Annotated in this window: 15 protein-coding genes; 6 read left to right on the forward strand and 9 right to left on the reverse strand. The window is 69.9% G+C overall.

The features are described from left to right. Positions 1-178: 178 nt before the first annotated feature. The 5 genes from rpmF to rpmG are packed head-to-tail and all read right to left on the reverse strand — an operon-like array spanning position 179 to position 1,290. Positions 179-346: a 50S ribosomal protein L32 gene (gene rpmF / locus BXA11_RS39890; RefSeq protein ID WP_076443167.1), complete on the reverse strand. Its 168-nt coding sequence runs from the start codon at positions 344-346 to the stop codon at positions 179-181. Between the two features lie 2 nt (positions 347-348). Next, positions 349-648 carry a 30S ribosomal protein S14 gene (rpsN, locus tag BXA11_RS39895; RefSeq protein ID WP_076443141.1) on the reverse strand — a complete coding sequence of 100 codons (300 nt, stop codon included), beginning with the start codon at positions 646-648 and terminating at the stop codon, positions 349-351. Continuing rightward, positions 648-884 (reverse strand): 50S ribosomal protein L28, encoded by a 237-nt coding sequence (gene rpmB / locus BXA11_RS39900; protein ID WP_030512523.1) that lies wholly within the window; start codon positions 882-884, stop codon positions 648-650. Before rpmB ends, rpsN begins: the two co-directional genes overlap by 1 nt. Next, on the reverse strand, positions 884-1,129 hold the full coding sequence (locus BXA11_RS39905) for a type B 50S ribosomal protein L31 (protein ID WP_076443143.1): 246 nt from the start codon (positions 1,127-1,129) through the stop codon (positions 884-886). Before BXA11_RS39905 ends, rpmB begins: the two co-directional genes overlap by 1 nt. Continuing rightward, the gene (gene rpmG / locus BXA11_RS39910; protein WP_030512521.1) at positions 1,126-1,290 is read right to left on the reverse strand and encodes a 50S ribosomal protein L33; all 165 of its coding nucleotides are present in this window, start codon (positions 1,288-1,290) and stop codon (positions 1,126-1,128) included. The genes BXA11_RS39905 and rpmG overlap by 4 nt, the downstream gene beginning before the upstream one ends. A 78-nt stretch (positions 1,291-1,368) precedes the next feature. On the opposite strand from rpmG, the gene BXA11_RS39915 reads away from it, so the two are divergent. From BXA11_RS39915 to BXA11_RS39935, 5 genes are all read left to right on the forward strand, one after another. Further along, on the forward strand, positions 1,369-2,508 hold the full coding sequence (locus tag BXA11_RS39915) for a CobW family GTP-binding protein (protein WP_076443145.1): 1,140 nt from the start codon (positions 1,369-1,371) through the stop codon (positions 2,506-2,508). Beyond that, positions 2,505-2,732, forward strand: coding sequence for a 30S ribosomal protein S18 (gene rpsR / locus BXA11_RS39920; RefSeq protein WP_076443147.1), 228 nt, complete (start codon positions 2,505-2,507; stop codon positions 2,730-2,732). The genes BXA11_RS39915 and rpsR overlap by 4 nt, the downstream gene beginning before the upstream one ends. A gap of 138 nt (positions 2,733-2,870) precedes the next feature. Then, positions 2,871-3,818 carry a metal ABC transporter solute-binding protein, Zn/Mn family gene (locus BXA11_RS39925; RefSeq protein WP_076443149.1) on the forward strand — a complete coding sequence of 316 codons (948 nt, stop codon included), beginning with the start codon at positions 2,871-2,873 and terminating at the stop codon, positions 3,816-3,818. Beyond that, positions 3,815-4,666, forward strand: coding sequence for a metal ABC transporter ATP-binding protein (locus tag BXA11_RS39930; protein WP_076443151.1), 852 nt, complete (start codon positions 3,815-3,817; stop codon positions 4,664-4,666). The genes BXA11_RS39925 and BXA11_RS39930 overlap by 4 nt, the downstream gene beginning before the upstream one ends. Beyond that, positions 4,663-5,541, forward strand: coding sequence for a metal ABC transporter permease (locus BXA11_RS39935; protein WP_030512517.1), 879 nt, complete (start codon positions 4,663-4,665; stop codon positions 5,539-5,541). The genes BXA11_RS39930 and BXA11_RS39935 overlap by 4 nt, the downstream gene beginning before the upstream one ends. Before the next feature lie 70 nt (positions 5,542-5,611). On the opposite strand, the gene BXA11_RS39940 is transcribed toward BXA11_RS39935, so the two are convergent. Next, a complete protein-coding gene (locus tag BXA11_RS39940; RefSeq protein WP_076443153.1) occupies positions 5,612-6,568 on the reverse strand; it encodes an NADP-dependent oxidoreductase in 957 nt (318 codons plus the stop codon). Positions 6,569-6,683: 115 nt separating this feature from the next. On the opposite strand from BXA11_RS39940, the gene BXA11_RS39945 reads away from it, so the two are divergent. Continuing rightward, on the forward strand, positions 6,684-7,244 hold the full coding sequence (locus BXA11_RS39945) for a TetR/AcrR family transcriptional regulator (protein WP_204054093.1): 561 nt from the start codon (positions 6,684-6,686) through the stop codon (positions 7,242-7,244). Positions 7,245-7,777: 533 nt separating this feature from the next. On the opposite strand, the gene BXA11_RS39950 is transcribed toward BXA11_RS39945, so the two are convergent. The 3 genes from BXA11_RS39950 to BXA11_RS39960 form a co-directional block, all read right to left on the reverse strand. After that, a complete protein-coding gene (locus BXA11_RS39950; RefSeq protein ID WP_076443158.1) occupies positions 7,778-8,446 on the reverse strand; it encodes a response regulator in 669 nt (222 codons plus the stop codon). Next, the gene (locus BXA11_RS39955) at positions 8,443-11,001 is read right to left on the reverse strand and encodes a sensor histidine kinase (RefSeq protein ID WP_076443161.1); all 2,559 of its coding nucleotides are present in this window, start codon (positions 10,999-11,001) and stop codon (positions 8,443-8,445) included. Before BXA11_RS39955 ends, BXA11_RS39950 begins: the two co-directional genes overlap by 4 nt. A gap of 5 nt (positions 11,002-11,006) precedes the next feature. Beyond that, positions 11,007-11,374 (reverse strand): potassium-transporting ATPase subunit C (locus BXA11_RS39960; protein ID WP_143734805.1); only part of this gene is annotated, 368 nt, incomplete at its 5' end.

The following is an 11,374-nucleotide window of genomic DNA, read 5'->3' on the forward strand; positions in this document are numbered from 1 at the left end:
TGCCACCGTCACCTGATAAGGAAGAGGTTCCAGGTTCAAGTCCTGGTAGCCCCACCACGAACTACCAGCTCAAAGGCCAGTTCCCAAAATCAGGGACCTGGCCTTTCGGTCGTTTGACCGTCGCGCCGCCCGTCATGATCGGGCACCGGCGCGTGCCTCTAAGTGAGGTCGGCTGTGGTCAGCCGGGGACGATGAGCCCGCGCTGGTAGGCGCGGACCAATCGGCGGGGCACCAGGAGTTCGCGTCCGTTCACAGTGATCGGCACCAGGTCGGGTGGAGTCGCCTTCCACTGGCTGCGGCGGTGGCGGGTGTTGCTGCGCGAGGTTCTGCGCTTGGGGACGGCCACGATCACCAGCTCGCCTTCGTCACACCCGGCAGCTCGCCCCGGTGAGCCATCTGCCGGAAACGGATCCGGGACAGCCCGAACGTGCCGAGATACCCCCGCGGGCGGCCGTCCACCGCGTCTCGGTTGCGCACGCGCGTCGCGCTCGCGTCACGCGGCTGGCGCGCCAGCTCGCGTACAGCCGAGGCCTGCTCTTCCGGAGTGCCGGTGCGTACGACCTTCTTCAGCTCCGCACGCCGTTGGGCGTAGCGGACGACCACAGCCTTGCGCCTCTCGTTGGCGGCGATCTTGCTCTTCTTGGCCATCAGATCTTCTCTCCCCGGGCCCGGATCCGGGTGACGGCGGCCTCGATGCCGATCTTGTCGAGGGTTCTGATCGCACGGGCGCTGAGCGTGAGCCGGACATGGCGGTTCTCACTGGGCAGCCAGTAGCGGCGGTGCTGAATATTGGGGTTCCATCGCCGGCGGGTGCGCCGGTGGGAGTGGGAGACGCGGTTGCCGAAGACAGGAGCGGCTCCCGTGAGCTGGCAGTGCGCGGACATCAGGCCCTCCCGTAGCGCTGGTTGAACCGCTCGACCCGGCCGGCGGTGTCGAGCACCCGGCTGCGCCCCGTGTAGAAGGGGTGGCTCGCCGAGGAGACGTCGACGTCCACCACGGGATAGGTGTTGCCGTCCTCCCACTCGATCGTCTTGTCGCTGGTGATGGTCGAGCGGGTGAGGAAGGCGAACCCGGCGCCCGGGTCGCGGAACACGACCGGGTGGTAGCCGGGGTGGATGCCCTTTTTCATCGTTCCTCCCGGAAGGTGACGTGCCTGCGGATGATCGGGTCGTACTTGCGGAGCGTGAGCCTGTCGGGGTCGTTACGGCGGTTCTTGCGGGTCACGTAGGTGTAGCCGGTCCCCGCGTTCGATCGCAGCTTGATCACGGGGCGTAGCTCGTTTCTGGCCATGGGCCTTCCTCTCTCGCCATCGGTCTGTGTAATGATAACGACAATCATTTTCATTCCCGCAACTCGCTCGGAGGCCCCATGTCCACCCCTGTCGTCCTGGTCGCGGGCCTGCACGCCTCTGCTCGCACGCGCGTCGTCGATCGCCTTCTGCGCGACCACCCCGGCTCCCTCGCCGTCCACCACGACCTGCGGGAGGTGACCGCCGGCCGGGTGGAGCGCGTGGTGCGCGACGCCTCCACCGTGCTCGACCTGGCCGACGTACGGCTCGCGCACGGCTGTGTCACCTGCACCGTCCGCGAGGACCTTCTCCCTCAGCTGGTGCGGCACGCCGCCACCGCGTCGCTGCTCGTGGTCGACCTGTGGGATTCGGTCGAGCCGCGCTCGGTCGCCGAGGCTCTCGATTGCGAGGAAGCCCACGAGATCCTGCGGCTGACCTGCGTGCTGACCGCGCTGCACGCCGAGCACATGCCCGTCGACATCACCCGCGGAGACCGGCTGAGCGAGACCGGCCAGCCGGCCGCGGCAGGCGACCAGCGCTATCTCGCCGAAGTCCTGACCAGGCAGATCGAGTACGCCACCGCCCTGACCCTGCACGGCGGCGATGAAGAGGACGCGGAGCTCTCCCGCGCCGTGCTCGCCCACCTCGCACCCTGCACCCCGGTCTTCACCGAGTCGCTGCCGGGCGTGACCGGCGCCGGGCTGTGCTCGCGGGAACTGGCCGAACGCGTCGACCCCGCCACCGCCCAACTGCCCTGCGACGCGCAGACCGACGAAATCACCACGGTCGTCTGGCGTCGGCTGCGCCCGCTGCACCCCGCCCGCCTGTTCGAGGCCGTGGACGAGCTGGTCACCCAGTCGGTACGCTCCCGCGGGCGGTTCTGGCTGGCCAGTCGGCCCGATCGGCTGCTCGCCTGGGACGCGGTCGCGGGCATCGTGTCGGTCGAGGACGCCGGGCCCTGGCTGGCCGCGCTCCCGGAGGCCGCCTGGGACATGGTCTCCCCCGCCCGCCGCACGGCCGCCGACCTCGACTGGGACCACATCACCGGCGACCGCGTCCAGCACCTGGTGTTCAGCGGGCCCGACCTCGACCGCGAGCGCCTCCACGCTCTGCTCGACTCCTGCCTGCTCACCGAGGAGGAGGCCCTGGCGGGCTCCGACGTGTGGGCCGGCTACGACGACCCCTTCGCCCACATCCTCGACCTCAAGGAGATCGCATGAAGCCCCGCCGCACCCTCCGGAAGAAGGGCAACCCGTTGCAGGGCGTGAGCTACATCGACTACAAGGACACCGACCTGCTGCGCAAGTTCATCTCCGACCGCGGCAAGATCCGCAGCCGCCGCGTCACCGGCGTCACGGTGCAGCAACAACGCCAGATCGCCCGCGCCATCAAGAACGCCCGTGAGATGGCGCTGCTCCCTTACGCCTCCCGGCCGCGTTCATGACCGATACAGAGGACGGCGCCGCCGGCTCTCGACGGCCTTGCGGCGACCTTCTGTGCCTCCTGCCCCCAATGCGGCTGATCGAGGTGGTGATGCTAGGTTGAAAATGAAAACCGTTTTCAGCTGTGAACAAGGATCGACATGAACACCTCCCCTCTGCGTCGTCCCTCCCTACTCGTCCTCGGGGGCCTGACTTCTGCGCTGCTGGCCGGCTGCGGCGGCCCGTCCTCCCCCGCGTCACCTCCCCAGCCGGCCGTGAGCGCGTCCACCGGCCCGGGCGCGGTCGCCGTGGTGACCTCCACCAACGTGTACGGCGACATCGTCCGGCAGATCGGCGGCGACAAGGTCGCGGTGACCGCGTTCATCGCCAGCCCCGACCAGGACCCGCACTCCTACGAGGCCAATCCGCAGAACCAGCTGGCGCTGTCCAAGGCCAAGGTGATCGTCGAGAACGGCGGCGGCTACGACGACTTCATGGACACGATGCGCGACGCCGCCGGCAACACCTCGGCCCAGGTGCTGAACGCGGTCGAGATTTCCGGGAAGACGGCGGCCGCCGAGGAGGAGCTGAACGAGCACGTCTGGTACGACTTCCCGTCCGTCGCGCGGCTGGCCGACTCGATCGCCGCCGCGCTGGGCAAGGCCGCCCCCTCCGAGGCCGCCGCCTTCACCGCTGGCGCCGAGACCTTCAAGCAGAAGCTCAAACCGCTGGAGGAGAAGGAGGCGGCGATCGCGCAGACGGCGAAGGGCACCGCCGTGGCGATCACGGAGCCGGTCCCGCTGTACATGATCGAGGCGTGCGGTCTGACCAACGCCGCCCCGGAGGAGTTCAGCGAGGCCATCGAGGAAGGCAACGACGTCTCCCCCCGCGTCCTGCGGGACACCCTGGCCCTGTTCACCGGCAAGAAGGTGCAGGCCCTGGTCTACAACTCACAGACCGCCGGCCCGGAGACCGAGAAGGTCCGCGAGGCGGCGACCGGCAACGGCATCCCCGTCGTCCCGGTCACCGAGACCCTGCCCTCCGGTGAGGACTACGTCGGCTGGATGACCGCCAACCTCGACGCGCTCGGCAAGGCCCTGGGCCGATGATCGAACAGTTGGGCACCATCGCACCGCAGGCCGTCCCCGCCGGCGGAACACCCGTCGTCCTCACCCTGACCCATGCGGAACTGCGCCGTGGTGAGCGCGTGCTGTGGTCCGGGCTGGATCTGGAGCTGCGCCGCGGCGAGTTCATCGCCGTGCTGGGGTCGAACGGATCGGGCAAGACCAGCCTGCTGCACGCCATCCTGGGCCGGTTGCCTCTCTCCGCCGGGGCCCTGCTGATCGACGGCCGCCCACCCCGGCGGGGCAGCGATCTGATCGGCTACATCCCCCAGCAGCGCGCCGTCGCCCCGCACACGCCACTGCGCGCCCGCGACCTGGTACGGCTCGGCGTCGACGGCCATCGCTGGGGCCTGCCCCTCGGCAGCAGAGGGCTGCGGCGTCGAATCGACGACCTGCTGACCGAGGTGGGGGCACACGAGTACGCGGACATCCCCCTCGGTCTGCTGTCCGGCGGCGAGCAGCAGCGGGTGCGCATCGCGCAGGCCCTGGCCACCGATCCCACGCTTCTGCTGTGCGACGAGCCCCTCCTCGCGCTCGACCCGCACCACCAGCACGCGATCGTCGACCTGCTCGACCGGCGACGGCGCGCCCATGGCACCGCAGTGCTCTTCGTCACCCACGAGCTCAATCCGGTCCTGCCGCTGGTCGACCGGGTGCTTTACCTGGCCGGTGGCCGGTTCCGCGTCGGCACGCCCGACGAGGTGATGAAGTCTTCCGTTCTGTCCGACCTGTACGGCGGCTCGGTCGAGGTGGTCCGAGCCCACGGTCGCTATCTGATCGCCGGCGCTCCCACTCCGCACCACCCCGATCCCGCCGGAGGCGCCCAGCCATGAATCCCGATATCTGGCACCAGATCTTCAACTACGACGACTACGGGCAGTTGCTGTCCCTCGTCGCCAACTCGATCATCGCCGCGGCCGTGCTCGGCGTGGTCGGCGGCCTGATCAGCACATTCGTGATGATGCGAGATCTGGCCTTCGCCGTGCACGGGATCGCCGAGCTCTCCTTCGCCGGCGCGGCGGCCGCACTCCTGCTCGGGGTGAACGTGGTGGCAGGATCCCTGGCCGGATCGGTCCTGGCCGCCGCGGTAATCGGCGCCCTGGGCGTACGTGTCCGGGACCGCAACTCCGCCATCGGCGTCCTGATGCCGTTCGGACTGGGACTCGGCGTGCTGTTCCTGTCGCTGTACAAAGGCCGCTCCGCCAACAAGTTCGGACTGCTCACCGGGCAGATCGTGGCCGTGGACACCCCGCAGACGGCCTGGCTGATCGGCGTGTCGGTCGTCGTCCTGCTCGTCCTGGCGGTCATCTGGCGTCCGTTGACCTTCGCCAGCCTCGATCCCGACGTCGCCGCCGCCCGCGGCGTGCCCGTCCGGGCTCTGTCCCCCGTGTTCACATTGGTGCTGGGGCTCGCCGTGGCCACGACCATCCAGATCGTCGGCGCTCTGCTGGTGCTGGCCCTGGTGGTCACCCCCGCGGCCGCCGCCACCCGGGTGACGGCCTCCCCTCGCCTGATCCCTCTGCTCAGCGTCCTGTTCGCCGTCACGTCCGTGGTCGGCGGCATCCTCATCGCGTTGGGCAGCAGCATCCCGATCAGCCCGTACGTCACCACCATCGCCTTCGTCATCTACCTGGCCTGCCGCGCTGCGGGCGCCGTACGCACCCGAAGCGGCTGGGCGCGCAGACCCCCGGCTGTGGTCGCCGGCTGAGGCGATGGGGAGATCCGCTCCTCCCCGGCCCGGTTCACGCGGCCGCGTTCATCGTCGCGACGGCCGTGATCTAGAGGTCGATGACGACCTTGCCGTGCACGTGCCGGCCGGCCTGGAGCTCGGCCGCGCGGCGGATCTGCTCGACGGGGAAGTGTGCCGCGACAGGCACCCGGAGCCGGCCCGCCGCGACCAGGCGGGCGATCTCTTCCAGGGCGCCGGCGGCGGCGTTCGCGCCGTTGGCCGCCGGCACGCCGTCGACGTGCGCGGCGATGGTGCAGATGCGGCCGTCCGGGACGCCGAGTTCCCTCGCGGCGTGCACTGTTTCCGTACCGTGCAGGTCGACGGCGGCGGTGACACCGCCGGGAGCGAGGGCTCGGACCCGGTCGGCCAGGCCGTCGCCGTAGGAGACCGGCTCGGCTCCGAGATCGCGCAGGAAATCGGACGATGTCGCCGACCCCGTCCCGATCACGCGCGCTCCGGCGATCCGGGCGAGCTGGACGGCGAACACCCCGACCCCGCCCGCCGCGCCGCCGATCAGCACGGTGTCGTCCGGGCCGGGGGCGACCGCGGCGAGGGCGGTGGATGCCGTGCGGCCGGCGATCGTGAGGGTGGCGGCGGTGCGGTCGTCGACGCCGTCGGGAGTGTGATGGGCCTCGTTCGCCGCGGTCCCCCCGCCCGGGTCGACCACCACGAAGTCGGCGACCGCGCGGGACAGGGCGCCCCCGAACACCCGGTCGCCGGGCGCGAAACCGGTCACCCCGTCACCGACCTGGTCGACCAGTCCCGCGTAGTCGGTGCCGAACCCGGCCGGGAGGCTCAAGCCGAACCGGGCGGCGGTGTCCGCGTCCGCGGTCATGATCCAGTCCATCGGGTTCAGACCGGCCGCGGTGACCCGCACGCGGATCTGTCCTGGGCCGGCCTGCGGAGCGGGGACCTCACGGACGTCCAGGACTTCGGGGCCGCCGAACGAATCGAGCCGGACCGCCCTGCTCCTGCCCATCGTCGGTTGATCGCTCTGTTCCTGCATGTACGCCTGTCTCCCTGGGGTCGAGGGAACGCCTTGAAACGGACTATGCTCCGTTTCCATGCGCGACCCTAACACAACCGGAGCGTGTTCCATTTTGGCTGAGGCGGAGATGCGCGTGCCACGGGCGGACGCAGCCCGTAACCGCGACCAGTTGCTCGCGGTGGCGACCCGCGCGTTCATGTCGGCCGACGCCGAGCCGTCGATGCGTGCGATCGCCCGCGAAGCCGGAGTCGGCATCGCCACGCTCTACCGGCACTTCCCGACCCGTGAGTCCCTGGTCGACGCGGTCTACCGGGACCAGGTCGTGCGGCTGACGACCGGCGCCCGCGAGCTGCTCGGGCGGCTGCCCCCGGCTGCGGCGATGCGGCGCTGGATGGACTTGTTCGGGGACTGGATCGCGACCAAGAACGGCATGCTCGACACGCTGCTCGCGATGATCGAGTCGGGCGAGATCGCCCATGCACAGACCCGGGGGGAGCTACTGGCGGCCATCACCACGATTCTCGACGCCGGTCGCGCGGCGGGCGACCTCCGCTCCGACGTCGCCGCCGAAGACATCGCCGCCTCCCTCATCGGCATCTTCACCGTGGCCCCACGGCGCGAGCATGATGCCAAGGCCGGTCGCCTGCTGGACCTTCTGATGGACGGCCTCCGGCCCGCCGCCCGGCCGGCCTGAGCCCGGATCGAGGCGGCTGGTCACGCATCGGATGACGAGGACGAAGGCCACGCAGCACGCCCACAGCGCCGCCGAGCAGTCCTACAGCGAGGAGGATCCCCAGCCTGGCCATGTCGGATGGGGAGAACGTCAGGGTTCCGGCGTCGTTCGCCAGGAACCCGGTGAGGAACATCCACGCCATGGTGGCCGTGGCCGACGCGCTGATCAGGCTCCGGCCTCGTGCCGCGTAAACGGCCACGACGATCGCGACGGTCATCACCCGATCAGCGATGGTGGAAAAGGCCGATGCGGCGGCGCAGGACAGTACGGCCGATGCGAATCCACCCACCAAGAGAAATTCGAGTGGGGCGGGGCGAATGACGCGAAACCTCACGCCTCGATGAAAGCGCATTCAAAGTCTTTGCGTCGTTTTGTATACGATACTCCTACGCCTCCGAGATGACTTCTGATGCGATATTGACGTCCTTCCCCTCCTGCGAGGGCGTCGAGGGCGTCGAGGGCGAATTCATGCTCGTCAGTCGGAACCGCCTGATTCAGGGCGTGAACCGGTAGCCCATTCCCGGCTCGGTGACCAGGTGCACGGGGTGAGAGGGGTCGGGTTCGAGCTTCTTGCGGAGTTGCGCCATGTACTGACGCAGATAGTTCGTCTCCTTGACGTGGCTGCGGCCCCATACTTCGGCGAGCAGGTGCCGCTGGCTGATGAGCTTGCCGGGGTTGCGGACCAGGATTTCCAGCAGGTGCCACTCCGTCGGGGTGAGCCGCAGTCCCCCCGAGATTGTTTTGCTCGTCATATCCACCACGTGGTCGCCGATTTTGACGGACGCGAGTTCGTGCGCCTGGATTACCGCTCTGCGCGTCACCGCTCGTACGCGGGCGAGGAGTTCGTCGATGCCGAACGGCTTGGTGACGTAGTCGTCGGCGCCGGCGTCCAGAGCGGCGATCTTGTCGGTGGTGGCCGTACGTCCGGACAGGACCAGGATCGGCATCGAGGACCAGCCGCGCAGGCCGTGGATGACGTCCACGCCGTCCATGTCGGGCAGACCGAGGTCGAGCAGCACCACGTCGGGGCGCCAGTCGGCGGCGGCGCGCAGGGCGGAGGAGCCGTCGGCGACGGCCTCGACCTCGTATCGGCAGGCGGCCAGGTTGATGCGCAGTGCCCTGAGGATCTGGGGCTCGTCGTCGACGACAAGAATTCGGGTCATGTCGCTTCCCCCTGTGGGATGGCGGCTCGCGAGGAGATCGGCAGGGTGAGGACCATGGTGAGACCGCCGCCCGGGGTCTCCTCCGGCGTGAGGCTGCCTCCCATCGCCTCCGCCAGGCCGCGCGAGAGCGCGAGGCCGAGGCCGATGCCGGTGTGGTTGTCCCGGTCGCCGAGGCGCTGGAAGGGCATGAAGACGCGGTCGTACGCCTCGGATGGAATGCCGGGACCACGATCGACGACGCGTATCTCCACGTTGTCGCCGTGCCAGCTCGCGGTGATGAGGACCTTGCCGCCGTCCGGGCTGTAGCGGACGGCGTTGGTCATCAGGTTGACCAGAATGCGTTCGACCAGTGCGGGATCGGCGACGATCTCGGGAAGCTCAAGTGCGATGTCCCCTTCCACCTGGTCGCTCAGCGGCCCGAGATAGTCGATCGAGCGAGGAACGATCTCCTCCAGCGCCACCGGTTGAAGCGACAGCCCGAGCACTCCGGCCTGCAGCCGGCTCATGTCGAGAAGGTTCGCGACGAGCCGGTCGAGCTTGTACAGCGACTCGTCCGCCGTGGCGAGCAGTTCCTCGCGGTCCTCCGCGGACCACTCGACATCGGTCGCCCGCAGGCTCTCCACGGCCGCGCGCGCCGAGGCGAGAGGAGTGCGCAGGTCGTGGCTGACGGCGGCCAGCAGCGCGGTGCGCATCTTGTCCGCTTCCGCCAGTGGTCTGGCCTTCTCGGCCTCCTCACGCAGACGCTCCTGTCTGAGGGCCACGGCGGCCTCGGCGGCGAAGGCCTGGAGCACGCGGCGGTCGGCGGCGTCGAGCAGCCGCCCGCGCAGGACCAGGACGAGGTCGTCGTCGACGGCCACATCCGTGTCCGCGACAGCCGGACACGTGCAGGGGGCACCCCCGGCGGTGGCGACGATGCGCCACGCCTCGGGTTCTGAGTGCACGTCGGGGCTCGTCGTGGTGTCAGGGCGGCGTTCGAGCAGCGTGACCGAGGTGAGCGCGAAGGTCTCCCGCAGCCTGGCGAGCAGTGAAGGCAGGGCGTGCTCGCCACGCAGCACGTGCCCGGCCAGGGTGGACAGCACCTCGGCGTCGGCCTGGGCCCGTGCGGCCTCGCGCGTGCGCCGGGCGGCGAGGTCGACGACGGTGCTCACCATGATCGCGACCAGTACGTAGATCGTCAGGGCGAGCAGGTTCTCCGGGTCTGCGATGGTGAACCGGCTGACGGGCGGGGTGAAGAAGTAGTTCAGTAGGAGTGAGCCACCCACCGCGGCGGTGACCGCGGGCCACATGCCGCCGATCAGCGCGACGCCCACGACGGCCAGCAGGAACAGCAGGATCTCGCTGGGCAGCGACAGGTCGTGGCGGAACGGCAGCAGCGCCAGCGTCAGGAGGGGAAGCCCGAGGATCGCCGTCGCCCAGCCGGCGATCCGCCGGTTGCCGGTGAGCGCGGCCTGCGGCCGTGAGGGATGCCTGCCCTTGCTGACCTGCTCATGAGTGATCATGTGGACGTCGATCGACCCGGAGCGGGCCGTCGTCTGGACCCCCACGCCCCGGGAGAAGATCTGGGCGAACCGGCCGCGCCGGGAGGCGCCGAGCACGAGCTGGGTGGCGTTGACGCCGCGGGCGAAGTCGAGCAGCGCGCGGGGGATGTCGTCACCGACGACCTGGTGGTAGGTCCCGCCGATGCTCTCCACCAGCGTGCGCTGGTGCGCCAGCAGCGCCGGGTCGCCGCCGGCCAGCCCGTCGGCCCGGGTGACGTGCACGGCCAGCAGGTCGGCGCCCTTGCTCCTGGCGGCGATGCGGGCCGCTCGCCTGATGAGGGTGTCGCCCTCCGGCCCGCCGGTGAGCGCGACGACGACGCGTTCCCGGGCCTCCCAGGTGCCCGCGATGCCGTGCTCGGCGCGGTAGCGGTCGAGCTGCTCGTCCACCTTGTCCGCCACCCACAGCAGGGCCAGCTCACGGAGCGCCGTCAGGTTGCCGACCCGGAAGTAGTTGGCGAGCGCGGCGTCCACCTTCTCAGGTGGGTAGACGTTGCCGTGGGCCATCCGGCGGCGCAGTGCCTCGGGGGACATGTCGACCAGCTCGACCTGGTCGGCCCGCCGTACGACCTCGTCGGGCACGGTCTCCCGCTGCGGGACGCCCGTGATCTCCTGGACGACGTCGTTGACCGACTCCAGGTGCTGGATGTTCACCGTCGAGACGACGTCGATCCCGGCGTCGAGGAGCTCGTCGATGTCCTGCCAGCGCTTGACGTTGCGCGAGCCGGGCACGTTGGTGTGCGCCAGCTCGTCGACCAGAACGATCTTTGGTGCGCGGGCGATGACCGCCTCGACGTCCAGCTCGGCGAAGGTCGCACCTTTGTAGACGACCCGCCGCCGTGGGAGGACCTCCATGCCCTCCAGGAGTCCGGCGGTGCGGGGGCGGTCGTGGGTCTCGACGATACCCACGACCACGTCCTTGTCCCGCTCCGTGGCCCTGCGACCTTCGCTGAGCATCGCGTAGGTCTTGCCGACCCCGGGTGCCGCGCCGAGGTAGATTCGCAGCCGCCCGCGCGCCATCTACCTCATCCCTTCAGCCTGTCCAGATCCAGGTTGAGCTCCAGCACGTTCACGCCGGGCTCGCCCATGAACCCGAGCGCCCTGCCGGTGGTGTGCTCCGCGATCAGGGTCCGCACCCTGTGTACGTCCAGCCCTCGTTCCCTGGCGACTCGGGGGGCCTGCAGTTCGGCGTAGGCGACGGAGATGTGCGGGTCGAGGCCGCTGCCGCTCGCGGTGACGGCGTCCGGCGGGACGACCGCTCGGGCGTTTCCGCGGACCGGCACGGTACGTCCGGCCGCGTAGTCCTCGCCCGGCTTGCCGCACTCGACCTTCACCCCTTGGTAGGCCGGGATGAACGGCGTGGCGGGACAGGCCTGGTTGACGCTGACCACCC

Source organism: Microbispora rosea, from assembly GCF_900156315.1.
Lineage (GTDB): Bacteria > Actinomycetota > Actinomycetes > Streptosporangiales > Streptosporangiaceae > Microbispora > Microbispora rosea.

Coding starts and splice junctions, on each gene's coding strand:
- BXA11_RS39915 (WP_076443145.1), top strand. CDS start 1,369: ATGTCCACCCCTGTCGTCCTGGTCGCGGGCCTGCACGCCTCTGCTCGC.
- BXA11_RS39935 (WP_030512517.1), top strand. CDS start 4,663: ATGAATCCCGATATCTGGCACCAGATCTTCAACTACGACGACTACGGG.
- BXA11_RS39930 (WP_076443151.1), top strand. CDS start 3,815: ATGATCGAACAGTTGGGCACCATCGCACCGCAGGCCGTCCCCGCCGGC.
- BXA11_RS39925 (WP_076443149.1), top strand. CDS start 2,871: ATGAACACCTCCCCTCTGCGTCGTCCCTCCCTACTCGTCCTCGGGGGC.
- rpmB (WP_030512523.1), bottom strand. CDS start 884: ATGTCCGCGCACTGCCAGCTCACGGGAGCCGCTCCTGTCTTCGGCAAC.
- rpmG (WP_030512521.1), bottom strand. CDS start 1,290: ATGGCCAGAAACGAGCTACGCCCCGTGATCAAGCTGCGATCGAACGCG.
- BXA11_RS39950 (WP_076443158.1), bottom strand. CDS start 8,446: ATGACCCGAATTCTTGTCGTCGACGACGAGCCCCAGATCCTCAGGGCA.
- rpsR (WP_076443147.1), top strand. CDS start 2,505: ATGAAGCCCCGCCGCACCCTCCGGAAGAAGGGCAACCCGTTGCAGGGC.
- BXA11_RS39940 (WP_076443153.1), bottom strand. CDS start 6,568: ATGCAGGAACAGAGCGATCAACCGACGATGGGCAGGAGCAGGGCGGTC.
- rpsN (WP_076443141.1), bottom strand. CDS start 648: ATGGCCAAGAAGAGCAAGATCGCCGCCAACGAGAGGCGCAAGGCTGTG.
- BXA11_RS39955 (WP_076443161.1), bottom strand. CDS start 11,001: ATGGCGCGCGGGCGGCTGCGAATCTACCTCGGCGCGGCACCCGGGGTC.
- BXA11_RS39905 (WP_076443143.1), bottom strand. CDS start 1,129: ATGAAAAAGGGCATCCACCCCGGCTACCACCCGGTCGTGTTCCGCGAC.